Source organism: Caulobacter sp. 602-1, from assembly GCF_003931565.1.
Classification (GTDB): Bacteria; Pseudomonadota; Alphaproteobacteria; order Caulobacterales; family Caulobacteraceae; genus Caulobacter.
In genome coordinates, this window is sequence record NZ_RRYI01000004.1 from 175,583 (window position 1) to 201,043 (window position 25,461).

Here is a 25,461-nt window from a genome sequence, read left to right on the forward strand (position 1 = left end):
GCGAGAGTCAATCATCCGCAGGTTGGCCGATCGCTGTTCAAGCTGTCGCTGACCGCTAGGTCGTTGGAATAAGCGACACGGCCCCCGATATTATTCGGGAGTGAGCAGACAGATCATCATGGTTAAGAACGAAGACATGGCCGCCGATCCATTTTTCGGCGGCCTGGAGAATACCGAGTGGAACGCCTGCATTGGCACGCAGGCCACCGAGGAGAACTATGTCGACGGCTACATCGAAGCCGCGATCGAACTGGCGAGCGCGGCGATCGACAAGAACCTCGTCGGCAGCCGCGACACCCTGGCGATGCCAATCCTCTACAACGCGCGCCACGGTCTGGAGCTGTCGCTCAAATACGCGATCGGCCAGCTGGTGGACCAAGGCGTTTTGCCGTCCAGGCATGAGGTGAACCATGATGTGATGTCCCACTGGCGGTTGCTGGACCGGGCCCAACTGGGCGACGAGGCCCTATGCAAGATCGTGCGGGTTCTTGGGCCGTTCGTGACCAGCCTGGCGCAGATCGACGACGACGGGCAGGCGCTGCGCTACCCGGAGGATCGGGAGGGCAACAAAAGCCTGGAGGACCGCTCGCTCGCTAACATCGTCCGGATCCGCAACGGCGTGACGATCATGGGCAAAATCCTTGAGCAGATGAAGTACCGGATCAAGGACCTCGGTGAGGAGCGGGCGACTGGCAGTTATACCGCCGAGTGTTCTCGCAAGGACCTGCTGGCGATCGCCGACATGCTTCCGCCCGTCAGTGAGTGGGGAGAGGCGCCGTTCCTGGCCGCCAAGGCCGCGGTGATGGAGCGTTTCTCGATCGGCAGCCGTAAGTTTTCCGCCGCCGCCGACGTGATCAAGAAAAGCCCGGAGATGCGCCTGAAGATCGGACTTCAAAGCGATCTGGCCTATCTGACCGACGCCCACGCGGTGTTCGCTATCAAGCAGTGGGCGCTACGTCATCCGCCGAAGGCGCCTGGTAACCCGCTGGGCCTGGATTATTTCGCCAGTCGTGCTCAGCTGAGGACGATGCTGGACAGGACGGACGTGGCCGGACCGGTCAATGGCGCGATCATCGCGACGCTGTCGCCAGATGAGATCGCCGACCTAGCGACGATTTTCCAGATCGGCCGGGAAAAGTGGTTCGGGGAGCACTACGCCGAAGATTTGGAGCGCACGAGAAAACGCCACGCCCTGGGCGACAGCCTCTGGGAGCCGGTGAACTATCTCACCGAAAAGACCAATCTTCGCGACGCGGTCGTTCGCGGCATGACCATTCTGGGGCGGCCAGACTTGGCGGCGACGATTGCGGCCATTCCGCAGTGACGACGCCTTGGTACGGCTGGCGCGACGGCCGCGCCGCCTAGGGCGAGCAGGGCACGACCGCGGCGACGCGCCTGCAGCCAATCATCTCAAGCGCAAGGGTGGACCCTTGGCCGGCGCCTTGCAGACCCATAGGTCTAACGGCGGTCAGGGCGCTTCCAGGCGACCTCGATCTGGCCCGCGTCGAACAGCACTTCCTCGGCGATCTCGCCGAGCACCATTTCGATGGTGTCCGTGCACCGTTCGGTGTCGGCCAGGACGTCGAGCGCGCTGAACGAAATGACCTTGATGCCGCGCGCCAAGAGCGCGTTCTCGGCCTGCACTTTCTCCGGAAGGCGCTCGCCCGGCCGGTGAATATCGATGAACACCGCCAACTGCTTGGCGACATTGTCAAAGCGGGTTTCAAATCCGATCGTCGGACGCGCGGCCTGGAAGTCGGGGCGAAACGCGAAGGTCGTGTGCCAGCCGCTCTTGGGCCGCTGAGACCAATCATCGTAGAGCTGGGTCCACTGATAGCCGTCGCTGACGTGGATCATGTGCGCCAAGATCAGCATTTCGGCTGGTGTGGCGTCGTCGCGCAGCGCGCGCGCAAAGTCGTCCTCGTGTCGCGCGACCTCGTCATCGCCCAAGAGCTGGAAGCGGCGCGTGGCCGCCTCGCGAATGTCGGCGGGGCTCGAGTCGGGCCCGATCGGCGTGGGAAGCCGCCAGGGCTCAAGCTTGCGCTCAATCGCCGCCAGCACAAGACGAAGGAGGGGCGGGGGCTGGCGTCGGCCAGCTTCCCAATCTTCGATGGTGCGCACCGCGCCGCCGATCCGATCGGCGAGGTCCAGACGGCTCAACTCGTGCGCTTCCCGAAAGGCTTTCACGTCGTCGCCGGTGATCGCGTCAACCATGTATGCCTCCACGCATAATGTATTATTCCCACGCATTGCGTGGAGTGTCCATGCTTTCGTAGGGCTCTCGTTGAGACGTTGAGGATCGCTGGCGAGACGCCATCGTCACGGCGGGCCGCTGGCCCGCATAAGGCCATCGCGCGGCGCGCGATGACTCTCTTGAAGATCCTTTCTCCAAAAAGGGGGGTGGGCGACGCGCCCTTCTAGGCCCGCCACGGACGGCGGCAACCGGCCTTCGGCCGGTCCTCCACTCACGTTGCGGCCCTTCGGGTGCCGCCGCCCGCTGCGGCGGGCCTCTCCGGTCGCTCATCGCCGCCCACCCCCCTTTCCGGCGAAAGGACGCGGGGTTTGGGGCGGGGATGGAGGCCACCTCATGCGCTCTTCCCGGAAAGGCCGTCAGGGAACGGTCAAGCTTGCGTCAAGGACGTCCGCCGTCGGTTCGGCGGCCCGGCCGGGGGGCGCTGCCCCGGCCTGCGGTGGGGAGGGCGACGGTTCGGGCGACCCGGATGAAACCCGCCGAGAGGGCGAGCCGGAGCGTTCGCGCGCCAGCCTCTATGACGAAGTCACCGGCCGGATCATCGGCGAACTGGAGGCCGGGCGCCTGCCCTGGGTCAAGCCGTGGGGCAAGGTCGGCGGGACCGGGCCGGGCCTGCCGCGCAACGCCACCACGGGGCGCAGCTACTCGGGGGTCAACATCCTGCTGCTGTGGGGCGCGGTCATCGAGCATGGCTATGAAACCCAGGGCTGGCTGACCTTCCGCCAAGCCCAGAAGGCGGGCGGACAGGTGCGGCGGGGCGAGCGTGGGACCACCGTGGTCTTCGCCGACAAGTTCACGCCCAAGGCCGAGCAGGAACGAGCGGCGCGCGCGGGCGACGCGCCCGGCGCCGTGCCCTTCCTCAAGCGCTTCACCGTCTTCAATGTCGATCAATGCGAGGGCCTGGAGACCTTGGCGGCGGCGCCCGCGCCCTTGCCCGAGCGTCAGGTCATCCCCCACGTCGAGGCCTTGATCGCCGCGACGCGGGCGGATTTTCGGATCGGCGGCCATGAGGCCTATTACGCCCCGGCGCTCGACTATATTCGCGTTCCCCCTCAACCGGCCTTCCGCCAGCAGATCGACTATTACCGCACCGCCCTGCATGAGCTGTCGCACTGGACGGGCCATCCCACGCGCCTGAACCGCGACCAGAGCGGGCGGTTCGGCTCCAAGCCCTACGGTTTCGAGGAACTGGTCGCCGAACTGTCGGCCGCCTTCGCCTGCGCCGCCTTGGGCGTTGTTCCCACCGTGCGCCATGCCGACTACCTGGGCGCATGGCTGGCGATCCTGAAGGAGGACAACCGCGCGATCTTCCGCGCCGCCTCCAAGGCCAGCAAGGCGGCCGACTACCTGCTGGCCTTCGCGCCCAACCGGGCGGGCGAGGGCCAAGGCAGAGGTGAGGGCGAGGCGCGGGACACCGCGCCGGTCTCGGAGGTCGCGGCATGAAAACGCCCCTGATCCCCGACGCGATCATGGCCCAGCTGATCGCCAATGGGGCCGCCGAGGAGGAACGCGACCCGGTCCCGCCGCTCAAACTCTTCAATCCGGTCGGGCCGGGGCGCTGGCTGATCACCGAGATCCTGGGCGACGCCGACACCCTGTTTGGCCTGTGCGACCTGGACCAGGGCTTTCCCGAGCTGCGCTACGTCAGTCTCGACGAGATCGAGGCCATCGCCTTGCCGCACGGCTTTCGGATCGAGCGCGACCGCTTCTTTGTCGGGCGCGTCCCGCTGTCGATGTGGGCTGAGCTCGCCCGTCGCCTGGGCTCGATCGTCGCGGCCGAGGGCATGGTCCGCCTGATGTCCCATCACGCCAAGGACGGCCCGTCCTGAACCGGTTTTCGCCCTTCCGCGCGCCGGGTCCGCCCGGCGTCGGATCGCCCGCGCCAATCCCGGCGCATCCCCGGTCCCGCCCTTCGCCTTGGACAGCATCACGGGCGGGACCGGTTCACCCCTGAAAACAGGAGCCGACCCATGAGACTCTCCCACGCCGACCCGCGCAAGCTGGTCATCTCACCGCTCAACATGCACCATGACGAGCCCGCGCCCGACGTCTCCGACATCATCGGCTCGGTGCGCCAGCACGGCGTCCTGGAAACCCTCCTCGTGCGCGAGACCTTCCAGGACGGCGTCCTGGTTCCCGAGCATTTCGAGGTGGTGGCCGGGCGGCGGCGCTGCTTCGCCGCCCAGGCCGTGGCGGGCGAGGGGATCGACATCGATCCCGTCCCCATCGGCATCCTGGAGGCGGGCGACGACGCCGCCGCCCTGGAAATCTCGCTGATCGAGAACATGGCTCGGCTGCCGCCGAACGAGGTGGCCTGCTGGGAAACCTTCGCGAAGTTGATCCGCGAAGGCCGCACGCCCCAGGACTTGGCCGCCACCTTCGGCAAGACCGAGGTGGTCATTCACCGGGTTCTGGCCCTGGGCGCCCTCCTGCCGCGCATCCGCAAGCTCTATCGCAAGGAGGCCATCGACGTGGCCACGGTCCGCCAGCTGACCCTGGCCAGCAAGAGCCAGCAGAAGGACTGGCTCAAGCTCTACGACGATCCCGCCCAGCGCGAACCGCGCGGCGCCAGTCTCAAGGCTTGGCTGTTCGGCGGCGAGGCGATCCCGACCAGCTTGGCGCTCTTCGCCCTGGACGACTATCCCGGCGCGATCATCGCCGACCTGTTCGGCGAGGAGGCCTACTTCACCGACGCGGCGCTGTTCTGGACCCACCAGAACCAGGCCGTGGCCGCCAAGGCCGAGGCCTTGCGGGCCGAAGGCTGGAGCGATGTCGAGGTGCTGGAGGTCGGCCAGATGTTCCATGGCTACCAGCACGTCTCGACCTCCAAAGCCAAGGGCGGCAAGGCCTTCATCACCGTAAGTCGCCGGGGCGAGGTCACGGTGCATGAAGGCTGGCTGACGGCCAAGGAGGCCCGCCGCGCCGAGGCCGCCGAGCGGGCCGCTGCGCGCGGCGACGGCAAGGAGGGTTCCGTCGCCAGCGGCGAGGCGCCCAAGGCCGAGCGCTCGGAGGTCACCGCCAACCAGCAGGCCTATATAGACCTGCACCGGCGGGCCGCCGTGCGCGCGGTGCTCACCGACCACTTGGACGTCGCTTTGCGGCTGCTGGTCGCCCACGCCGTGGCCGGGTCGCGCTACTGGCGAGTGGAGACCGATCCGCTGGGCGCCGGGTCTCAGATGGCCGCCGACAGTCTCAAGACCAGCCCCGGCGAGACGACCTTCGCGGCCAAGCAGTCGCAAGTTCTGCGTCTGCTGGGTCTGACGGCGGGCGGTGATCTGGTCGGTCGGGGGCACGCGGGCGGGGCGGCGGCGGTGTTCGTCCGGCTGCTGTCGCTCAGCGACGCCGAGGTCCTGGCCGTCGCGGCGGTGGTCATCGGCGAGACCCTGGCGGCCGGGAGCGCCGAGGTCGAGGCGGCGGGGACCTATCTCCAGGTCGACATGAGCGACTTCTGGCGGCCCGACGAGGCGTTCTTCGACGGCATCAAGGACCGCGAGACCATAAACGCCATGCTCAGGGAGGTGGGCGGCAAGAAGGTCGCCGACGGCAACCTCGCTGAGAAGGTCCGCACCCAGAAGGGCATCTTGCGCGACTTCCTGGCCGGGACCAACGACCGGCCCAAGGTCGAGCGCTGGACGCCCCGCTGGCTGACCTTCCCCGCCCAGGCCTATACCCGCAGGCCCTTCGCCACGGCCCAGAGGTCCAAGGCGGTGGCGCCGCTATTGCGCCGCGTGCGCTCGCCCCTGGACGAGGCGGGCTCCCCGGAGACCGTCGCGCCCGACGCGGTCGCGCGCCAGACCCGCGCGGCGGCTCCGGCGGTGGCGGCTGACGCCGAGGCCTTCGCCGCCGAGTAGCCCGGCGTCTTGCCGAACCCGCCTCCAGGCCCCCGCGCTCGCGCGGGGGCTCTTCTTTTGGGGCTTCGGCGAGACGAGACGAGACGAGACGGGGCGGGGCGCGGCCTGTGCGCGGCGTGAACCCAGGCCTAGCCTTTGCCCTTTCCTTGCCGCGCCAAAGCCCCCGCGCCTCGCGGCGCCGGGGACGGCGAGCCCCCGTCCTCGGGGTTCCAGACCAGGGCGAAGACGTCGCCGTCGTCCTGAGCGGCGGCCCGGCCTAGCATGACCGTGACGGCGCGCGGGCCAAGGTCGCGGTGGGCCAGGAACCAGCCGACAAAGTCTCGACCCGAGACCTGGCCGACATCGAGCCAGCCGGCCCCAAGGTCCACGCCGTTCGAATAGACGCGACGGCCGGGAGGGGCGGGCGAGGCGCTTGTCCGGCTTCGGCGGGGTCTCGACGCCCGCGCGGCAGCGGGTGGGCGCAGCCGACCTTTGAAGACACCGGTTCGACGCCGCGCGCGACGTCGCCCAGAGGCCATGACGGCGTCCTCGCCCGTCATCCGCCCGCGTGTCGATCCCCCGACTATGGCTTGAACCCTATGGGCGGCCGCCCCGCCCACAAACCCTCGCGCCCAGCTTTTTTCCCCGCCGCCTTCGCAGAAGGACGGCTCCTCGCGGCGCTGCGCTTCAAAAAAGACCGTGCGCTCGGGTCCTTCGCTGGCGCTGCGGCCCTGCCGGGTTGGGGGCGGCGCGGCCCGCCCATCACGGGGCGCCTGTCGCCGGGGATCGGCCCCGACAGATCACAGGATAAGGAACACCATCATGGCTTCTCTGGGCAACGTCACTCGCGGCGCCGAAACTGGCGCCTTCAAGGGCGAGCTGCGCACCACCCGCTTCCGCGCCGACATCGAGATCGTGCCGGCGCCGGACAAGCCCTCGGCCGCCCATCCCGACTACCGCGTCTATTCGAACGGCGTGGACCTTGGGGCCGGTTGGCTCAACGTCGGCCAGATCTCGGGCCGCGAATATATCGGCCTGACCCTGGCTCACCCCGACCTTGGCCCGCGCGCCATCAAGGTGACGCTGGGCCGGGCCGCCGGCCAGGACGACGACGACGTCTTCGCCCTGATCTGGAACCCCGAGGACTGAGGGTTCGCCGCCCCCGCGCCGCAAGGCGCGGGGGCTTTGGCGCGTCGGGGAAAGGGCAAGGCCAGGCCCCAAACCGGAGGCCGACCGGATCGATCAGGCCGCGTGGCCGGCGGCGGGCGCGGCCGGCTCGGCGAGCGCCTCGCTCTCCTCAAGCAAGGCGTAGCGGATCGGCGGCCAGGTCGCGCCCGGCTCGACCTCGCCGGGCGTCTGCTGCGATCCAGCCAGGTGGACCAGCAATTCATTCATCCCGTGGGAAACCGCGTGCGCCCAGGCGGCGTGACCGCAGTCGGCCTGGCGGCTGATGTCCTGGGCCAGGTCCAGGCAGAAGATCGTGCGCCCGCCGTCAGGATCGCGGCGGGCGAAGGCGAACAGGCCGCCGCCGCGCACGAAGCGGCCATCATGATGGTAGAGGCTCATGAACTGGACGCCGCCGATCACCACGCTGTCGTCCGTCGTCATGTCGCGTCTCCCAAGGCGTCTGAGGAATAAGAACAAAAATAGAACGAACTTCGGCCGCGAGTCGAATCCGTTCGGCGCCGAGGCTAGGGCAGGGCGCCGAGTCTTTCCCACAGGGTCTCTCTGATCGATCGCCTTTCCCTGTGGATTGAGGGTCTCAACGCCCTGATCCACAACGTTTTGGCGCGATCCGGACAGACGCCTCCACCGCCCGCCAGGCGTCGTTGAAAAGATCCGCGCAGGCCAGACCGGCCAAGCGCCTCGTCCCCCGGGCGCGGCCGGTCGCGGCGGCCCGGCCCGACGGTCTCCCCCGCCGTCGCCCGGGCCGCCGTTCCTAGCGCTTTCCTTGGCACGGCGGGCCGGAGCACCATCATGTCGGTCATTGGTCATTTCCGCCGCGAGGGCGACGGGTTCACCGGGCGCATCGCGACCCTGGCGCTGGACGTCACCCTGCGGCTGGCGCCGGCGACCCGCGTCTCCGCCAAGGGGCCGGATTACATCGCCCTGGTCGGAGAGAACGAGGTTGGGGCCGCCTGGAGGGCGCGAGACGAGACGGGCGCCATCCTGAACCTCAAGCTCGACGATCCAGCTTGGCCCGAACCGGTCAACACCCGATTGATGGCCGCCGAGGACGGCGTGCTGCCTCTGACCTGGATCCGCAGGAGCGAGACCCCCGACAAGCCACCGCCGCCAGAATAGCAGCGTTGCGCCGAGGCCGGATCGCTAACGAAGGCCAGCCCCATCGCTTTTGGGCGGACCAGACTCGGAGGTCGCGTCGGCATCGTCCGGCGTCTCGTATGTCTCGTTGATGGCGCGCTCGATATAGTCTTCCGCCGAGGCGTCCTGGCGCGCGAAGAGCTTGAGCACCTCGTCGCGAATGAACCGGAAGCCCGTCACCAATAGGCCCGCCGGCACCCGCGACAGGCGCGGCCCGACCTCGGTGAAGAGGTCGCGCATCACAATGAAGAACGCGGTCGCCATCTTGTTGTCGATCAGCAGCAAGGCCAGGTCCGGCCAGTTGAAATAGATGGCCAGCAAGATGGCGACCGCGTCGGACCGGGTGGCCTTGGCGAACAGGCGGACCTTGTTGAAATCGAACGCGCGGCGGCCCGCCTCGAAGTCCTGGTAGGTCCGCAGCGACACGCCCATGCCGACGGCGACCTGCGCTCCGGTCATGTTCCGCTCCTTGCGGATGGCCTTGACGATCTGGGACAGCAGTCTCGCCTGACGCGCCAAAGGCGCTTTGGGTGAGGCGGCCATGATACGCTCCGGACCGAGAACAACTACAGGTACAGTAGGCCAGCGCCGCCTCGACCTCGCAACCGTTTTGCGCGAATGGCTTCGTCTGTGGTCGGACAGATTGCACCTGAGAAGTCTTGCGATCGCAAAGCCCGCGCCAGCTTTGCGGTGGGATGTGCAACGATCCGGGAAATCGTGCGCAACGATCAGGGAGCGGCGTCCCGAAACGTTGCCGGTCGATTCGCTTATCCACAGGCATGGACCGGTGCGCGCGACTTAATGGCCGCGAGGCGTCGACCGACTGGGGGCCAGCACCAAGAGTCCCGGCTTTGCCGGAGACACATCATGGCCCGAGATCGCGACCCGTTTGACCGGACCTTGGAGACCCTGCGCCGCCGCCTGGTTGACGGCGCGCCCCTCCAGGGCGTCGCCTTGCCTGTCAAGGCGCTGGCCGCCGAACTTGGGGTCAGTCCCACGCCCGTGCGCGAGGCGCTGTCGCGCCTGGCCGGCGAAGGCTTGGTCGCGCGGACGGCGGCGGGCTATGCCGGCGTGATCCACGACGCCCGAAGCCTGGCCGAACTCTACCATCTTGCCGGCGTGCTGCTGGGCGGCCTGGTGAGCGTCTCACCGGCGCCGGCGGCCTCGGCGTCCATATCGGAAGCCCTGGACTGGCTGGAGGCCGAGGCGGGCGATCAAACCTTGGCGACGGCGTTTCGCCGGGTCCGCGCCCAGATTTCGCCCTTCGCCGCAGCCGAACGCAAGTGTCTCTCACCGGAGCGTTGGCCCCCCGCGAGCGCCGACCTGGCCGCGTCTCTGCGTCGGTACTACGCGCGCCGCGCACACCGCAGCGGCGACATCCTCGGTGCGGCGATCGCCGAGCAGATCGGGTCGCGAATATAGATTTGAATATAGGCGCCCGCCGTCGCCTGCTGGTCGGGCCGCATCTGTGCGGCGAACCCGTACCGAAAGGAACGACGATGCAAACCACCTTCAAACTGATCGCGGTCGGATCGGCCAAGGCGCTGACCCAGGCCGGCGAGATCCAGCTCGTGCCGGAAAACATGACCCCCCGGCTCTACGAGGGTTCGTGAACCGAGGGCGGCGGGCGGTTTCCGCCCGCCGCCGATCGCGGCGAATATAGATTTGAATATCAATCACGCCGGTCGCTTCCTGATTGTCACCGCAAGTCGCGGTTGAACGAAAGGAGAGACCAAGATGACCCAGAGACTGATCCGCGTCGGCTCCGCGTCGAGCCTGACCCACGGCACCGAAGGCGTGTTCCCTGAGGACATTTCGCCCCGGCCGCATGAAGGCATCTGAGCCTTGCCGGCGGCGGCCGGCCAGGTCGCCGCCGGTCTTCACTTCCCTGGCTTTCCGTTCCAAGCGAGCTGACCGTGCAACTTGAACTGCCCCCGGCGGTGCATGCGGTGATGATCGACGATGACCTCGTCCTTCTCGACGCGGACGCCGACATCTATTTCTGCCTGCCCTTGCCAAACGGTCTGGCGCGACTGGAGGGGCGGGGCCTGCACACGGCTGACGCCATGCTCGGCGCGGAATTGATCGGCGCGGGTCTGGCGCGGCCGGCGAGCGGGCAGGGCCCAGATCTGCCGGCGCTGCCCGCGACGCCGACCCGCACAGCCCGTGCGGTGCTGGAGGACCATCCCGATCTCCACGTCCGGTTTCGCCCGATCCACCTGGTCGCCCTGATCGCCGCCGTCCGCGCGGCGCTGGCGAGCCGGCGCGAGACGTTCGGCGACCTGATCGCGTCCACGCCGCGGCGAGTGGGGCAGGGGCGAGGTCAGGCCGCGCTGCTGGCCGACCTCGCCGTCTGGCGGCGCATCACGCCCTGGCTGCCGCTGGATGGCCTCTGCCTCTTCCGCAGCCGCATGCTCCTGGCCTTCCTGCACGCTCTGGGCCACCGGCCCGGTTGGGTCTTCGGCGTCAGGACCTGGCCGTTCCGCGCCCACTGCTGGCTGCAGGCCGGCGACATGGTCTTGGATGACGAGGCCGAGCGGGTGAGCGCCTTCGCGCCGATCCTGGCGGCCTGAGCCATGGCCTACCTGATCCTGTCCTGTCTCGGCGGCGCCAGCGCCCAGCCGTTCGAAACGATGATCCTCGACCTGCGGGCGCGCGGCTGGACTCAGGCCCTTGGGACCCATGGCCTGGCGGTCATGGTGCGGGGTCAGGCGAATACGCCCGTCCGGGCCTTGGGCGATTGGCGGGGGACCGTCGGCGCGGTTGTCGGCGAAGTCTTCGATCGCGCCGCGCTCGACGAGGATGGCGCGGCCCTGTTCGATCTTGAGCCGCTGGGCCAGAGCGCCCGCGAGGATCCGCCCCAGGTGGCCCGGGCCTTGGCGCGCGAAGCGTTCGGCGACTATGTCGGCCTGATCCGCCGCTTCCATGGCGGCGCGCCGGTGGTGTTCACCGACCCGCTCGGCGGCCGGCCGGCCTTCGCCTGGGGAGGGGACGGGGTCACCGTCGTCGGCGACGCCCCGCCCGAAGGCTTGGCCGGGCCGCGCGACGTGGCCATCGACTGGGAGGGCGTGCGGGACCTGATGGCGGACCGGCGCCGCATGGGCGGCGCGCCGCCGCTCAAGGGCGTGACCTGGATCGAACCGGGCGTCTGTCGCCAGGGACCAGAGCTGTCCTTGCGCGAGACCCTATGGACGCCGGCGAGGGCGGCGCGACCGGGGTGGCGAGCGGGTTATCCGGCGCGCCTGCGACGGGCGGTCGATGGCGCGGTGCGGGCCTTCCTGCTCGGCAGGCGGCGGGTGCTCTGCGAGATTTCGGGCGGCCTGGACTCTGCGATCGTCGCCACCAGCCTCAAGGCGGTCGGGCGCCCGGCCGATCAGGCGCTGAACTTCTATCGCGCTCAGGTCGAAGCCGACGAAAGGGTCTATGCCGAGGCCGCCGCCGAGCGGGCCTCCACGCCCCTGCGCTGCGTGGAGCGGCCGCTGTTGGCCCTTACCGAAGCGGGGCTGATGCGCGGGGCCGGGGCCTTTCGGCCCAATTTCGAGGTTCTCGACACCGACTATGACGACTTCACCTTGGCCGCGATCGCCGAGACGCGGGCCGACATCGTCTTCACAGGCCACGGCGGGGACGTGGTCTTCTATCAGCTCCAAGCGGCGGCATTGGCGGGGGATCTCTTGCGCGGTGTCCCTTGTGAAGGCTCACGCCTGGCGCGGCTGGTCGAAGTGTCGTTGCGCACCCGACGCTCGATCTGGAGCCTTGCCGCCCAGGCGGTGCGGGGGCGGCCCAACGCCAGCGTCGTGGCCGCCACGACCGCGCCCCGGATGATCGCGCCGCCCATCCGGCCCGGGCTTTGGCATCCATGGATGGCGGGACTGGGCGCGATGCCGCCGGCCAAGCGCGCCCAGATCTCCGGCCTGGCGTTGACGCAAGGAGTGTTCGCCGACACCCGGCGCGGCGCGGCCGCGCGCCAATGCCACCCGCTGCTCAGCCAGCCGGTGGTCGAAGCATGCTTGGCGATCCCCGCGCCGATCCTCAGCCAGGGCGAAGGCGAGCGCAGCTTCGCCCGCGCGACCTTCGCCGATCGGTTGCCGGACAGTATCGTGCGGCGCCGCTCGAAGGGTGACATCAGCGTCTTCCTCGGCAGGACCCTGGCGCTCAACGTCGACCTGTTGCGCGCCTTCCTGCTCGATGGGCGACTGGCCGCCGAACGCGTGGTCGACCGGGCCGCCCTGGAGGCGGTGCTACATCCCGAAGCCCTGATCTTCCAAAACGCCTATGGCGAGCTCCTCGCGGCCGTCGTCCTGGAGGCCTACGTGCGCTACTGGGAAACGCGCCCGCCGCTCGAAGCTCTCGTCCCGGGGCCCACGACCGTTGCGGACGCGCCCGTCGACAGCGTGTCCTGAAGGAACCGGAAGGCGTTCTGGTAGAGGTCGCGCACATTGGCCGGCGACAGAACCACATGGCCTTCGCCGAGGTAGTAGCGCAGCTCGACGGCCTTTCCCTGCCGGTAGAGCGCGGCGAACATCTCTTCGGCCTGGGTGCTGGCGCCGTCGCGGTCCCCTTCGATCAGCATCACCGGCGCGGTCACCTTGTCGGCGTGAAGCAAGGGGCTGGCGCGGACGTAGCGCTCGACATTGGACCATGGCGGGCCGGCCAGGCGCGCCTGGCCGCTCTCCGACCAGCCGAACATGTTCGAGACCTGCAACCACACCTCCGGTACGACCAGCGCATGCGCGCCTTGGGCGCCGTACTTGGAGAACATGTCGGCGGTGGCGGACGAGGCGATCACCGCCTTGAACCGGGAGCTTTGCGTCGCCGCCGCCAGGGCGCCAAAGCCGCCGAAGCTCTGGCCCCAGACAGCCAGGCGGGTTTTCGACAGGCCCGGCACGCGCGCCTGGGCGGCGTCGACCGCCGACAGCATCGCATCAGCCAGGCCCTGGGCCGGTTCGGCGTCGCGCGCCAGAGGTAGGCTGGGTGTAAGCACCGCATAGCCGGCCCCGACCATCGCGCGGACGTTGGCGGCCAGGACGAACGCGTCAGGCGCGCCGGCCGGTGGCGCGGGGTAGGACGCGCCAGGGTAGGGGACGATGATCACGGGTCGATCGTCGGCGGGACCGTGGCTGGCCGGCAGATAGAGCCAGCTGGTCACGGCCTGGCCGTCGGGCGTCAGATGGGGGATGGGAACAGGTGGGGCGGCGTCGACCTCGGCGAGGCCTGCGTTCATGGTCGCCAAGGACTGGGCGGGGCGATTCCGCGTCGCCAGGACAAGGCGCGAGACGCCCTGCGGGGTCCGGACCAGGCCCAGGGCCGCGCCGGACGTCGGGGAGAGTGCGAGCAGACTGGCGCCGTCGGGCAGGGGCGCAGCGGGGCGTGCGTCACCGCCGGACGACAGGACCTCAGACCACAGGGTCCCAGCTTGTCCGGCGCGGGCAATCAGAAGGGTCTCGGGCAAGTCCCCGGCTGGCGCCGGAGGAGACTGGACCCTCGCCGCGGCGTCAGCCAAGCGGCGACGCCCATGCTCATCGAACGCGGTCACGCCGTCCGGCGCGCGGAGGGTGAAGCCGACCTCCAGCGTCGACAGCCGCGCGCCCGCGCCGCTGGCGAGGCCAGCGACGAGGGGTTTGGGGCCACGGGCCTGGATGCGCCACCAGGCCGAACCCGTCTCGCTCGCCGCCAGGACGGCCGGCGTCTGGCCCAGCCAGGCGGCGTCGGCGACCAGCCGGGCGGTCGTCCCGCCGCCTTCCTCGCGAACTTGGTCCGGGGCCAGGGTAGTCGACAATAGCTGGGCCTGGCCGGTGACGCTGATCCGCCAATAGCGATAGCGCCGCCAGTCCCCAGCGTCGTCGTCGGGGCGGGCGCAGATGATCAAGGCGCGGCCGTCGGGTGACCAGCTTTTGAGCTGACCGAGCACGTCGCAGGTTGGGCAGGGGCGGATCTGCCGGCCGCTGCCCAGATCGACCAGGACGAGGCGACGCCGTCGATCGGCCGCGTAGTTCTCCACGGGGCTTGCGCCGCGGATCGAAACGGGCTCGGCGTTGGCGACCAAGGCGGCGCGGGCCGCGCCCGGCGCCAGCGAGAAATCGCTGAACGGGCCGCGCGCCAGGTGGCGCACGGTCCCGCTCTCGACGTTCATCGCCACCAAGTCCACGTCCGGCCAGGCTGGGTTCGTCGCCGCGCCGGGGCCGCCGCGCACCACGCTGACCGAACGCTCGCCTCTAGCCATGGCCGACCAGGCCGAGATCGTGCGCGCCTGGCTCTGCCATACCCGGCCCATCTGCAAGGAGGGCGTCTCGGGGGTGGTCACCAGCAGGACGATCTCATGATCGTCGCGCCAGCGCGCCTGGACCGAGAACGTCTCCGCCTCGACCGTCAGACCCGACCATCGCACCGTCCCGCGCTCGACCTCGACGACGCCCAGCTCACGCACGCGGCCACGGACCCGAAAGACGATCAGGCGCCGGCCGTCGGGCGAGGCCGCGCCCAGAGTCTGGCCAGCGTCCTCTTCGGTGGGCAGCAAGGGCTCTGGCGCACCGCCGCTCGCGACGTTGACGACGAACAGTCGGCTGGTCCGTTGCGGCGTCCAGGCGTCGAGATCGAACGATCTCGCCGTCTTCCAGGGCCGTTGCAGTTCGAACACCAGGCGGGTGCCGTCGGCGAGGAAGGCGGCGCGGCCGACCTTCTCCAGCGAAAGCACGTCCTCGATGGTGTAGGGGCGCAAGGGCGTGGCCCCGGCGTCGGCGGCGGCCAAGGCGCAGGCAAGCGCCAGCCATGCGGTGCCACGCATTGCTTGAGACTCCTAGGACTTGAGGGTTGGGGCCGCTACCAGGCCTTGGTCAGCTGCAGGGCCACGACGCGACCGCTCGGGTCGTAGTTGGCCGCGTCGTAGCCCACGTACTGAGGGGCGTCGTAGAATGGCGGGTCCTTGTCGAAGAGGTTTTGGACCGTCAGCGACACGGTCGTTCCGCGCCAACGACCGGACTTCACTTCCGGCGACCACTGGACCTGGAGGTCGGCGGTGGTCAGCGGCGCCATGCGGCGCGCGCCTTGTTCGGTGTGGAGATCACCGGTGTGGTTGAGCGCGGCGGTCGTGTTGAAGTCGCCATGTGTCCAGGTCGCCGATACCCGGACCCGTAGATCGGCTGGATAGCCGGCCAAGCCCGCCAGTTCCACGGGCGTAGAGGTCGTGGTGATCTTGCGCTTGTAGTGCATGAGCCACGACAGGTTGCCGCTGAACGCTAGCGGGTCAGGTCCCAGCCGCGCGCGATAGCTGCCCGTCAGGTCCAAGCCCTGGACCGAGAACACCCCGGCGTTGACGTAGCGCGCGTCGCCGACCGCGCCGAAGGCCTCGGCGGGATAGAGCGCCTGTGCCGCCGCCGAGGCGTTGGCCAGATAGCCCTTGATCAGCGCGAGGTCGGTAGCGTTGGAAGCCGGGCTGACGAAGGTGCGGAACGGCCCCAGGTCGGCGGCGGTCAGGATCGTCGACAGGTAGTTCACCGCCGGGCGACCGATGCGGTTCTCAAACCGCGTCTTGAACACGGTGCCCGACAGCTTCAGATCGGGGTGGGCCAGCGGCGCGTACTCGAAGCCGGTGGTCCAGGACTTGGCGGTCTCAGGCTTGAGGTTCGGATTGCCGCCCGTCAGGATCAGGGTGAGCACGGTTGTCGAACCGTTGCTCAGGCGAACGGGCGAGGCGCCTTGCGGGTCGGTCACCTCGCCGATGGACGGCGCCCGGAACGACTCCCCGTAGGTGGCCCGGAAGGTCAGATCCTCGACCGGCGCCCAGGCCACGCCGAACTTGGGCGTCGTCGCCTCCAACCCGCCTTCGTAGCGTTCGCGTCGAACGGCGGCCGAAAGTTCGAGCCGCGCCAGGCCCGGGCGCTGAAAGTCGCTGCCGAACAGCGGCGCGCGCAGTTCGGCGAAGACCGCCGAGACAGTGCGTTCGCCTGATCGGGAAAAGCCGGCCACCGGCGTGAAGGAATTGGCGGTCGTCACGCCGTTCGTCTTCAAGGTCTCCTTACGGATCTGGGCGCCAGCCGCCATGCGGACCGCGCCGGCGGGCAGATGGAAGAGGACGCCGTCCGCCGTCGCGCTGGCGATGTCGAGCTTGCCGATGGTGCGGCGGCGATCCCAGCCCGACGTGACGAAATCCAGCACGCCCTGGCTGTTGCGGCCTTGGCCGATATAGGGATTGAAATAGCCGTCGCGGGCGGCGCTGAAGGCGCTGATCGGGCTGTCGGCGGTTGTGCCAAGCGCCTCATTTAAGGCCGGGGCGCTCACTAGGTTGGTGTTGCGGTTCCGGCTCAGCTCCTCGCCATGGGCGACGTAGCTGTCCAGCCGCCAGCCGGCGGGCAGATCGACCTTGGCGCCGAAGGCGAAGTTGCTGCTTTCGACCGAGCCGGTGTTGCGCGACGCGCCGGTCTCGTTCTGGAAGGAATAGGCGATGGTGTTCGACGCCGCGCCGTTGGGCGAGACGAAATAGGGATTGGCCCGTGTGACCGTCAGCGTGGCGATTGGGGCGAGGTTGAGCATCGTGTAGCGGCGGTTGCTGTAGCGAACCTCGCCGTCGAGGGTCACGCGCGAGGTCAAATGCTGGGTCGCCGAGACGTAGAGGCTGGAGCGCTCCTGCGTGGGCAGGATATCCATCACGGCGTTTTCGTTCTCGTAGTTCACCTGGCCGGCGAGGAAGGCGGCCGGGGTAAGCGCCAAGCCGTTCTGTCCGCCGGGGATCGCGTAGGCCGGCGCCAGGCTGCTGCTGAGGATATTGCCGGGCTGGCTGTAGAAGAGACGGTGGTCAGCCCCGCCGAACTCCCGAAGGTCGGCGTTGGCGGTATAGGCCCGATCGCGGCCAAGCACGTGGTCGCGGCGCTGATATTCGGCGCTCAACAGCAACGACCCGGACGTCCAGGCCGTGCCGAAGGTTTGCGCGAGCTGGCGTTGCTCAAGGCCGCCTTGGGTCGCCCCGCCGATCCGTGCACGTGTCTCCAGACCTTCGTAGCGGTCGCGCATGACGACGTTGACCACGCCGCCCACCGCGTCCGAGCCGTAGAGCGCCGAAGCGCCGTCGAGCAGGATGTCCACGCGTTCGACGGCCGAAAGCGGCAGGCTGGAGATGTCGGCGAAGTCGGCCATGATCCCGGCGCCCGCCATGCGTCGGCCGTTGACCAGGACGAGCGTGGCGTCCGCGCCCAGGCCGCGCAGATTGACCCCGGTCGCACGGCCGGCGTTGGTCCCCGTGGTGTCGGCGCCGATCGCGCCGGTCTTGTCGCTGGCCGTGCCGGCGAAGGTCTGTGGGAGCGCGGCCAGCGCGTCGGCGATGCTGCCGTAGCCGCCGCGATCTATTTCTTCGCGGCCGACGAGCAGGACGGGCGCCGTGCGGTCGCGGCCACCCCGGATGTGCGTGCCGACGACGACCTCCTCGACCATGACCGCGTCCTGGGCTGTGACCAGGGGCGCGGCGCTGGCCAGGCCTTCGGCGCCGTCGAAGGTCGGTTGCGTGCTCACCGGCGAGCGGAGCGTTCGCAACACCAGCAGGCCGGGCCGAACCTGTTCGACCGAAATGCGCGTGCCGTTCAGCAACCGCTCCGCCGCTTCACGCGCGGTAAAACGCCCCTGCAGCGCCGGGGCGTTGAGCCCGGCGACGAGTTCAGTTTCGAACAGGATCTTGACGTCGGCCTGGGTCGCCAGCGCCACGAGCGACGATTGCATCGGCCCGGCCGGCAAAGTGATCGGCACGACAGGTTCGGCCGCAAGAGCGCTCGAAGGCGCGCTGGCCAGGGCCAGCACGGCGACACAGGCGCCGCTCAACAAGCCACCAAAGGTACGCGTCATCTCTCAGTTTCCCCCGCCATCGGCGGGCGCGCTCGAGATGATGCGCCGTGGCCCCGTCGATGGATCGCGGGTGAGACGACCGAGATGACGTCGCAGGACAGCGTCCTCGTGAAAAAATTATGACGTCAGCCGGATGTGGGTCCTTGAGGTTGCAGTTCCAGATCGCCGTTCGACTTCCGGACGCTCTTCAGGTCGAAAATCGACGAGACCGCCGCGATGAAGTCTCCCTGTTCCCCGGCCGGGAAGACGCCGGTGACCAGGCGGTCGGCCGGAACGCCCGGTGCCAGGACGATCTTGTCGCGGCTGTAGCGATTCAGTTCGGCGACCGCCTCCGACAGGGGCACGCCCTGGAAGGTGAGGTTTCCGGTCGTCCAACTCGTGGCGGAAGGCGTGTCGACGGTTGTCGGCGTTGTCGCCCCGCTGGCCGTGCGCGGCAAGGCCAGCGATTGGCCAGCCTTCAGCCGCCAGGGCGCTGGCCGCACGGCGGGGTCGGAAACCTCGACACTGCCTTGCACGAGCACGACCCGGACATCATCGCCGATCTTCCTGACATCGAAACGGGTGCCCAGGGCGCGCACCTGGGTGTTGCCGGCCGAGACGATGAAGGGCCGCTGAGCATTGTGCGCGACCTGGAAGAGGGCTTGGCCGCGCAGGAGTTCGATGCGGCGCTGGCCGGCCGAATAACGAACGCGCACGGCGCTGTCGGTGTTGAGCTGGACGTGTGAGCCGTCTTCGAGCGTGGCGCTGAACGTCTCGCCCACGCGCGTCGAATAGGTCGGCATCCGTAGGGCGAAAGCGCCGATCGTCGCGACGAGGCAGGCAGCCACCAGTCCGCCGACCAGCCACCGTGGACGTCGCGCCAGGGGAGAATAGCGTTTGCGGCGTGTGACGCCGCGCTGAAGCGCCTCGGCCGCGGCCTCGCGCATGTCGGGATCGTCCCGCATCGTCGCCATGGCGCGCTTGATGTCTTCCAGCCGTTCGTACTCGGCGCGGTTTTCGGGATCCGCGCGCCAGGCCGAGAACGCTTCCAGTTCCTCGGTCTCGTGCGGAGGCGTGTCCAAGCGGTCCAGCCAGTCCGCCGCTTCGCGCGTCGTGCGCGCGGAACTCTTACGGTCTTTGATCATGACGAGCGCCGCCCTAGTCCCGCATGGCCGCCGCCACCCGAAGTGTGGCTCGGCGCATCCGGTCCTTCACAGTGCGCTCGGTGAGTCCCAGCTGCAACGCGCTCTCCCGATGCGTCAGGCCGTTGATGTGGCTCAACACGAAAACATCGCGCAACTCTGGCGGTAGGGCCAGCACGATCTGCTTGAGGATCAACTGATACTCTTGCGGCGCGACCGTGGACGAGAAGGTCAGGGCGCTGCTGTAGGCGATATGATCGTCCTCGCGCTTCTGTCGGCGAAACTGGTCTGTCGCCAGATTGTTGGCGACGTTGAGCAGGAAGGCCTTGGGATGGCGAACCTTGCCCTCGGTCTCGTGGGCGGCGGTGCGCAGATAGGCCTCGTGGGCGAGGTCATCAGCCATGTCGCCATAGCGTTTGCGAAGCGTGCGGCGGAACCACGTGTCGTAGCGCCGAAACAACGCATCGACGGCGACCGCGAGACTGGCGCGCGCGGGCGCGGGGGAGAAGAAGCCATCCATGGGACGATCCACTAGAGATTGCCCCACAGAATCTCTCATCCAATTTAACATTGAAAGGCAAAACTTCTTCGTTGATAACATTCAGAGATATGTGCGCTGGAGTGACCTTCGCTCACCATTGCCTCGTAGTTTTCGACGGGTGCGGTTGGGCGTATGGCCACGTTACAAGAGCAGGTTGGCGCGTTAGTTCGCCACCATCGTGTGCGCTCCGGCTTATCGCAGCAGGAGGTGGCCGACCGTATCGGTCGGACCAACGTTCAACTGAGCCGCATCGAGAACGGTAAGTCTGCGCCCGAGTTTGAAAGTCTGTCGCTTCTGGCAGATGCGCTCGGCGTTGAAGTGCGGGATTTGTTCGAGCTTGGCGATTTCGCGGCCCGTGAAGGGCGGGAAGATCCGCTCGTAGATATCATCAGTTTGCTTTCGCCGCTGACTGACGGCGAGCTTCAGAATGTTCGCGATCTGATCGCCATCGCCTTGAAGATGCGGAAATAGCGCCACGCATTTCTGCGCAACAATTCGAGCGTCCTCAGGTCCTTCGTCGCCGGACTGCTCCAGAATCGTTGCGCCAAGGTCCTTGTTCGCTCGCACATTGAGCGTCTGCGAGATCGCAAACACGACCTTTTTGATGCGCCGTCAAAATCCCTCTGCCGCCAATGTGGCATGGCCACACCGAACGCCACGTCGGGCTCGGATTGGCCGTCGGGCGGCGGTCGCGACGGTGGTTGGCGCGCGCTTCTTCCTCTGACCGTGCCCAGCATGTGCTGGGAGTTCTTGCGCCGAAACCAGACGTATCAAGAGCATTTCAGGACCCTAAAACACGGCGCGGCGACTCTGGATCGCCGCTGGGGCCTCGCCGCGCCCGCCGACCCCGGACTTCCGTCTGAAGAGGCGCGTGTCGTTTGGCGCGCCGACGTCGCGCCTGCCTTGGTGGTGCCAATGGAAGCGCGATCATTCGGCCGAGCGAAGGCGTTGCCCGACAGTGTTGATGGTCCCGTTGCCGCCGAGGACGGGCGTTACCTTCGATTGCCCAGCGGCCTGCAAGTCCAGCTTCGTGGCGATGCGACGCCCACCGGTCCGCTGGTGGTCGTCCTGTCCTACGACAGTGATTTCAACCTGCGTGTTCGCGCGGTCGATGCCTTGCGCCGCGCGGAAACGACGGACACGCCGCCTAGATCTCGCTTCTCAATCGAGCAGCGCGCGCGCCTGGCCCGCACACTCTTCGCGCTCGATGCGTCGCTTCGGGCGCAAAGCTACCGGCAGATCGCTACCGGTCTATTCGGTGAGGACAGCGGCGCTGAGGACGACTTCAAGGCCTCGCCCCGGCGCGACGTCACCATCCGTCTCGTAAGACGCGGCAAGGCTCTCATGGCGGGCGGCTACTTGAAGCTGCTGCGAGCGGGCTTCTGAGGATGGCGAAGACAACCCTGGGCCGCCTTCGCCATCCCTGATCCTGCCGATCGGGCGCCAGGCTTTTCCTCGACCGCCGCCCGATGTCCGGGGCTTGCCGGCGGTTTCGTGAGGATCAAGAGCATGTCGCCGAACGAGCTTTCGGCCGCCGAGCGCCTGTTGGTGGCGCCCGAGGCGGCCAAACACCTCCGCATCTCGGAGCGGACCCTGGCCAAGCATCGCTGCTATGGCACCGGTCCGGTCTACCGCAAGAACGGCGGACGGATCGTCTACACACTCGCCGATCTGGAGGCGTGGTCGCGCCGTGGCGAGCGGCGTTCGACAAGCGACCAGGCCGCCGTGGTGACGCCACCGGCCAAGCAGCACGCCGCCCTTGCGCCGGCGTACGCGCGGCGTCACGGCGATGACTGAGCGTCCAACAAGCGGCGTCACCCGCGTGGAGCTGGTCTTCCTCAAGGACCGGATCGAGCGCTGGATTCGCTTTGGCCGGCCGATCGCCGAGCAGGTCCATGACCGCCGACGGCGCGCGGTGATGTTCGCGCCCGGCGCGATCTTCGCCTTCGTGCGATGGCGAGCAGGGGATTACGGCACGGTCGATTCCCGCATCGCCATCCTGCAGGCCGTCGCGCCGGGAGCGCCGTTCACCACCTATCCAGAGGTGTCGCCGGGCGCGGAAATCCTGCTCGACGTGGCGGGCTGGACCAGGGTCCAGAGCGTGCTCGAAGCGATCGATGGCGTGGAGCGGGTCGGCGTCCGGCCGGACCTCGCGGCGCCAGACTATTGGCGCCATGTGGGCGCGCGCGTGGGTGTCGGCCTGCCGCCGCGGGTCTATTCGCGACATCGTCATCGCGCCTGGTTGCTGCGGCGGATGTTCCTGTCATGAGGGCCGACCGGAAGCTTCCTCTCATCGCGGTCGCCGCCACCGGATGTCTGTTGATCGGCATGGGAGGGGGCGATCGCTTTGCGCCTCGCCTGTTGTTCAACACCACGGCCAGCGCCCCCTTGGGCTTCTATGTCTTGCGTCCTGGAGCGCCCGTGGTCGGCGAGTGGGTGGCCATCAAGCCGCCGCCGGACCTGGCGCGATGGTTGGCGATCCGTCGCTATCTCCCCCTGAACGTGCCGCTGCTCAAGCAGGTGGCCGCGCTTCCTGGGCAGGACGTCTGCGGACGGGGCGGCGTCCTGTCGATCGACGGCGAGCCGGTGGCGCGCGCGGGGGCGAATGATCGGCGGGGCAGGGCGCTGACCCCGTTCCAGGAATGCCGCCGTCTTGTCGCCGGCGAGATCATGCTCGTCAATGCGCAGCCCGATAGCCTCGACAGCCGCTACTTCGGGCCTCTTCCGCGCGTTGGGCTCGTCGGTCGGGCGCGCCCGCTGTGGACCTGGGAGGCGCGGAGATGAGGCGATCTTCCATCCTTTCCTTGTTCGGTCGGTTTGCCGGTTCTTTCCTCGTCCCGGTCAAGATCGTGTCAGCGGCTGGGCGCGGGCGGGGTCAAGGGCGGCCGCCAGGCCGGCGCCTCTCGCGCCTTGCCCTTGATGCCGACAAGCCCGGCTGCACGGTTGTTACGACCGAGACGACAGGGAAAACCCCGCGCGCTTTGCGCGCGTCCGCAGCCTTGATTGCGGCCTTGAGCGTCTTCGCGACAGCCGCGCCCGCCGCCGCTCGGCAAGCCGCTTCCCCCGTTGGCGTCCAGGCGGAATCCGGCTCCTCCATCGCGCAGGCCGTGTCGGAAGCGGCGTCGCGCTTTGGGCTGCCTGAAGCTTGGATCTACGCGGTGATGCGCCAGGAAAGCGGCGGTCGAGCCGACGCGGTCTCGCAGAAGGGCGCGATGGGCCTGCTGCAACTGATGCCGGCGACGTGGCGTGAACTGACGCTCGAACTTGGCCTTGGAAACGACCCCTACGATGTTCGGGCCAATGTTCTGGCTGGCGCGGCCTACCTGCGCCGCATGTATGACCGGTTCGGATCGCCGGGCTTCCTGGCCGCCTATAATGCTGGCCCCCAACGCTACGCCGACCACCTGACTGGCGCGCAATCCTTGCCGCTGGAGACGAGGATCTATGTCCAGCGGCTGGCTCCCTTGCTGCTCGGACAGTCCAGCAGGCATCGGCCTGCCAGGACGAGAGACCCGCGCGGCGCGAGTCTCTTCGTTCAGCCTAGTCATTTGGACGAGGGGCTGCCTGGCTGGGACGGTGCGCAATCTCCGCACAAGGGTCTGTGGCCATGATCATGCGTGGCTGCCGGGCAGGCGCGGGCGTCGAAAAGTGGTGCTGGAAGGGTGCTGGGGCAGGCTCAGTCCTAGGGCCAGATAAAAGGACAGGGACCTTTGGGTCCCATGTCATTGATGGTGTTGAGGATTTACAGGAACCTGGCCAAGGGCGCAGGTTCCTCTTCGGGCAGATTGTTCTGATTTATCAGAGGTTTGACCGGGACCTTTTGGTCAGAGCGGCCTCATGAAGCGGGAAAACGATTTTCGCCTCCGGATCGGCCGGCCTCGCGATCGGGGCGCCGGAGCTGGAGGCAAGGTTCGAGGCTTCGTCGGCGAGGTTCTGACCGCCGCCCGTCGTTCGGGTCTTGGAACGCTGGACCATGGCGCGCGCGGCCGCGCCGGGCGGTTCGGCCGCGGCGCTGGAGCGCGGGGGCGCCTGGCGTCCCGGCGCGTGATCATCAAGGCCCGCATCGTCCAGCACCGGGGCGCGCGCTATCGCGCGGCGCCGATGAAGATGCACCTGAGCTACCTGCGTCGGCAGGGCGCCACGCGCGATGGCGAGCGGGCTGAGATGTTCGATCGCGACGGCATCGCCGATCATGACGCGTTCACCAAGCGGTGCGAGGAGGATCGCCATCATTTCCGCTTCATCGTCTCACCCGAGGACGCGGCCCGACTAGAGGACCTGCGGGCCACGACCCGCCAACTGATGGAGCGCGCCGAGCGGGAACTGGGCACGCGCCTGGACTGGATCGCTGTCGATCACTGGAACACCGATCACCCCCACGTCCACGTCCTGGTCCGTGGCGTCGCCGATGACGGACGCGACCTGGTCATCAATCCCGAGTTCATGAAGCATGGCTTTCGGGAATTGGCCGAAGGCCTGGTTTCGCTGGAGCTTGGGCCCAGGACCGAAGCGGAGATCGCCGCCAGTCTCAATCGCGAGATGACCGCCGATCGCTGGACCCAACTCGACCGACGGCTTCGTGATCTGGCTGGGGAAGCGGGCGTCGTTGATCTGCGGCCCGACGCCGAGCGCCCAAAAGCGGGCGACCTTCGCTTGGTCGGACGCGTCCAGCATCTCGAACGGCTCGGGTTGGCCGAGGCCCAGTCGCCAGGCCGGTGGAGGCTGTCGGAAGACCTGGAGACGCAGTTGCGCGCACTGGGTATCCGCGGCGACATCATCAAGACGCTGCACGCCACGATGCGCGGGCAGGATCGCGATCCAAACGCCATTGTCATCCAGGAGCGTGAGCTCGCCGCGCCTGTGGTCGGGAAACTAGCCGACCGGGGCCTTCACGACGAACTGAGCGGCCAGGCCTATGTGGTTGTCGATGCGGTCGATGGCCGGATCCACCACTTCCGGTTCGGGGACCTGATCCAGACGGGCGACACCCCGATAGGCGGCCTGGTGGAGGTTCGATCGCGGGCGCTGGACGATGGCTCCGCGCGCTTGGAGTTGATCCATCGATCGGACCTGGATCTGGCAGGCCAGGTCAAGGCATCGGGGGCGACTTGGCTAGATCGGCAGATGGTTGCGCGGGACCCGCAGGTGCTCGCTCAGGCGGGTTTCGGCCTGGAAGCGCGCGCCGCGCTCGATCAACGGCGGGCGCACCTGGAGAAGGTGGGCCTTGCCAACCGGCAGAACGGGACGTTGACGCCGGCGCGCGATCTCATCGGCGCCTTGCGCGGCCAGGAGTTGGCGCGAGTGGCGGTCAATATCCGGGCCGAGACGGGCGCCACGTTCGTCGAGACCGGGAAGGGCGACGTAGTCTCCGGCCTCTACAGCCGGCGGCTGGATCTGGTCTCGGGCCGCTTCGCGATGATCGAGGACGGTCTGGGGTTTCAGCTGGTGCCGTGGACGCGGTCGCTCGACGCCCAGCTCGGACGAGAGGTGAGGGGAATGATGTCGCCCAGCGGCGGCATGGACTGGTCGCTGGGCAAGAAGCGCGGGCTTGGACTCTGAGAGGTGCAA

24 protein-coding genes are annotated in these 25,461 nt (G+C 68.3%); 16 read left to right on the forward strand and 8 right to left on the reverse strand.

What is annotated here, in order from left to right; genetic code table 11:
* The first annotated feature begins 100 nt into the window (after positions 1–100).
* On the forward strand, positions 101–1,324 hold the full coding sequence (locus EIK80_RS13450) for a hypothetical protein (RefSeq protein ID WP_125157517.1): 1,224 nt from the start codon (positions 101–103) through the stop codon (positions 1,322–1,324).
* Positions 1,325–1,458: 134 nt separating this feature from the next.
* Here EIK80_RS13450 and EIK80_RS13455 read toward each other — a convergent pair whose 3' ends face one another.
* Complete coding sequence (locus EIK80_RS13455) at positions 1,459–2,214, reverse strand: DNA-binding transcriptional regulator (protein ID WP_125157518.1); 756 nt, start codon at positions 2,212–2,214, stop codon at positions 1,459–1,461.
* A 373-nt stretch (positions 2,215–2,587) separates the two neighbouring features.
* Between EIK80_RS13455 and EIK80_RS13460 the strand changes: the two genes are divergently transcribed.
* The 3 genes from EIK80_RS13460 to EIK80_RS13470 all read left to right on the forward strand — a co-directional run bounded on the left by EIK80_RS13460 (position 2,588) and on the right by EIK80_RS13470 (position 6,102).
* Positions 2,588–3,694, forward strand: coding sequence for an ArdC family protein (locus EIK80_RS13460; RefSeq protein WP_125157519.1), 1,107 nt, complete (start codon positions 2,588–2,590; stop codon positions 3,692–3,694).
* The gene (locus tag EIK80_RS13465; protein ID WP_125157520.1) at positions 3,691–4,080 is read left to right on the forward strand and encodes a DUF2958 domain-containing protein; all 390 of its coding nucleotides are present in this window, start codon (positions 3,691–3,693) and stop codon (positions 4,078–4,080) included. Before EIK80_RS13460 ends, EIK80_RS13465 begins: the two co-directional genes overlap by 4 nt.
* A 141-nt stretch (positions 4,081–4,221) precedes the next feature.
* On the forward strand, positions 4,222–6,102 hold the full coding sequence (locus EIK80_RS13470) for a ParB/RepB/Spo0J family partition protein (protein ID WP_125157521.1): 1,881 nt from the start codon (positions 4,222–4,224) through the stop codon (positions 6,100–6,102).
* A 128-nt stretch (positions 6,103–6,230) separates the two neighbouring features.
* Here the strand turns inward: EIK80_RS13470 and EIK80_RS13475 are convergent, their stop codons facing one another.
* On the reverse strand, positions 6,231–6,641 hold the full coding sequence (locus EIK80_RS13475) for a DUF736 family protein (protein ID WP_370450221.1): 411 nt from the start codon (positions 6,639–6,641) through the stop codon (positions 6,231–6,233).
* Positions 6,642–6,903: 262 nt separating this feature from the next.
* Here EIK80_RS13475 and EIK80_RS13480 point away from each other — a divergent pair, with 262 nt between their 5' ends.
* Positions 6,904–7,230, forward strand: coding sequence for a DUF736 family protein (locus tag EIK80_RS13480; protein WP_096054013.1), 327 nt, complete (start codon positions 6,904–6,906; stop codon positions 7,228–7,230).
* Positions 7,231–7,323: 93 nt separating this feature from the next.
* On the opposite strand, the gene EIK80_RS26120 is transcribed toward EIK80_RS13480, so the two are convergent.
* Entirely contained in the window at positions 7,324–7,689 is a 366-nt protein-coding gene (locus tag EIK80_RS26120) for a hypothetical protein (protein WP_158624678.1), read from the reverse strand.
* 369 nt (positions 7,690–8,058) lie between these two features.
* Here EIK80_RS26120 and EIK80_RS13490 point away from each other — a divergent pair, with 369 nt between their 5' ends.
* Positions 8,059–8,385 carry a DUF736 domain-containing protein gene (locus EIK80_RS13490; protein WP_125157524.1) on the forward strand — a complete coding sequence of 109 codons (327 nt, stop codon included), beginning with the start codon at positions 8,059–8,061 and terminating at the stop codon, positions 8,383–8,385.
* Positions 8,386–8,409: 24 nt separating this feature from the next.
* Here the strand turns inward: EIK80_RS13490 and EIK80_RS13495 are convergent, their stop codons facing one another.
* On the reverse strand, positions 8,410–8,946 hold the full coding sequence (locus tag EIK80_RS13495; protein ID WP_125157525.1) for a helix-turn-helix transcriptional regulator: 537 nt from the start codon (positions 8,944–8,946) through the stop codon (positions 8,410–8,412).
* Between the two features lie 324 nt (positions 8,947–9,270).
* Between EIK80_RS13495 and EIK80_RS13500 the strand changes: the two genes are divergently transcribed.
* The 3 genes from EIK80_RS13500 to EIK80_RS13510 all read left to right on the forward strand — a co-directional run bounded on the left by EIK80_RS13500 (position 9,271) and on the right by EIK80_RS13510 (position 12,806).
* On the forward strand, positions 9,271–9,825 hold the full coding sequence (locus tag EIK80_RS13500; protein WP_125157526.1) for a GntR family transcriptional regulator: 555 nt from the start codon (positions 9,271–9,273) through the stop codon (positions 9,823–9,825).
* A gap of 494 nt (positions 9,826–10,319) precedes the next feature.
* Positions 10,320–10,976, forward strand: a complete 657-nt coding sequence (locus EIK80_RS13505) for a lasso peptide biosynthesis B2 protein (RefSeq protein ID WP_125157527.1) — start codon at positions 10,320–10,322, stop codon at positions 10,974–10,976.
* A gap of 3 nt (positions 10,977–10,979) precedes the next feature.
* On the forward strand, positions 10,980–12,806 hold the full coding sequence (locus EIK80_RS13510; protein ID WP_125157528.1) for an asparagine synthetase B family protein: 1,827 nt from the start codon (positions 10,980–10,982) through the stop codon (positions 12,804–12,806).
* On the opposite strand, the gene EIK80_RS13515 is transcribed toward EIK80_RS13510, so the two are convergent.
* The 4 genes from EIK80_RS13515 to EIK80_RS13530 all read right to left on the reverse strand — a co-directional run bounded on the left by EIK80_RS13515 (position 12,722) and on the right by EIK80_RS13530 (position 19,872).
* Positions 12,722–15,187, reverse strand: coding sequence for a prolyl oligopeptidase family serine peptidase (locus EIK80_RS13515; protein ID WP_125157529.1), 2,466 nt, complete (start codon positions 15,185–15,187; stop codon positions 12,722–12,724). The genes EIK80_RS13510 and EIK80_RS13515 overlap by 85 nt on opposite strands.
* A 35-nt stretch (positions 15,188–15,222) precedes the next feature.
* Positions 15,223–18,231: a TonB-dependent receptor gene (locus EIK80_RS13520; protein ID WP_125157530.1), complete on the reverse strand. Its 3,009-nt coding sequence runs from the start codon at positions 18,229–18,231 to the stop codon at positions 15,223–15,225.
* Positions 18,232–18,356: 125 nt separating this feature from the next.
* Positions 18,357–19,355, reverse strand: coding sequence for a FecR family protein (locus EIK80_RS13525; RefSeq protein ID WP_125157531.1), 999 nt, complete (start codon positions 19,353–19,355; stop codon positions 18,357–18,359).
* A 13-nt stretch (positions 19,356–19,368) separates the two neighbouring features.
* Positions 19,369–19,872 carry an RNA polymerase sigma factor gene (locus tag EIK80_RS13530; RefSeq protein WP_158624679.1) on the reverse strand — a complete coding sequence of 168 codons (504 nt, stop codon included), beginning with the start codon at positions 19,870–19,872 and terminating at the stop codon, positions 19,369–19,371.
* 153 nt (positions 19,873–20,025) lie between these two features.
* Between EIK80_RS13530 and EIK80_RS27030 the strand changes: the two genes are divergently transcribed.
* The 7 genes from EIK80_RS27030 (at position 20,026) to EIK80_RS13565 (ending at position 25,452) form a co-directional block, all read left to right on the forward strand.
* Positions 20,026–20,364, forward strand: a complete 339-nt coding sequence (locus EIK80_RS27030) for a helix-turn-helix domain-containing protein (protein ID WP_125157533.1) — start codon at positions 20,026–20,028, stop codon at positions 20,362–20,364.
* 168 nt (positions 20,365–20,532) lie between these two features.
* Positions 20,533–21,279, forward strand: coding sequence for a DUF2285 domain-containing protein (locus EIK80_RS26685; protein WP_233586615.1), 747 nt, complete (start codon positions 20,533–20,535; stop codon positions 21,277–21,279).
* A gap of 123 nt (positions 21,280–21,402) precedes the next feature.
* On the forward strand, positions 21,403–21,690 hold the full coding sequence (locus tag EIK80_RS13545) for an AlpA family transcriptional regulator (RefSeq protein ID WP_125157534.1): 288 nt from the start codon (positions 21,403–21,405) through the stop codon (positions 21,688–21,690).
* On the forward strand, positions 21,683–22,162 hold the full coding sequence (locus EIK80_RS13550) for a DUF2840 domain-containing protein (protein ID WP_125157535.1): 480 nt from the start codon (positions 21,683–21,685) through the stop codon (positions 22,160–22,162). The genes EIK80_RS13545 and EIK80_RS13550 overlap by 8 nt, the downstream gene beginning before the upstream one ends.
* Positions 22,159–22,677, forward strand: a complete 519-nt coding sequence (locus EIK80_RS13555; RefSeq protein WP_125157536.1) for a S26 family signal peptidase — start codon at positions 22,159–22,161, stop codon at positions 22,675–22,677. The genes EIK80_RS13550 and EIK80_RS13555 overlap by 4 nt, the downstream gene beginning before the upstream one ends.
* Positions 22,674–23,504, forward strand: coding sequence for a lytic transglycosylase domain-containing protein (locus tag EIK80_RS13560; RefSeq protein WP_125157537.1), 831 nt, complete (start codon positions 22,674–22,676; stop codon positions 23,502–23,504). The genes EIK80_RS13555 and EIK80_RS13560 overlap by 4 nt, the downstream gene beginning before the upstream one ends.
* A gap of 433 nt (positions 23,505–23,937) precedes the next feature.
* Positions 23,938–25,452 (forward strand): relaxase/mobilization nuclease domain-containing protein, encoded by a 1,515-nt coding sequence (locus EIK80_RS13565; RefSeq protein WP_370450222.1) that lies wholly within the window; start codon positions 23,938–23,940, stop codon positions 25,450–25,452.
* Positions 25,453–25,461 lie beyond the last annotated feature (9 nt).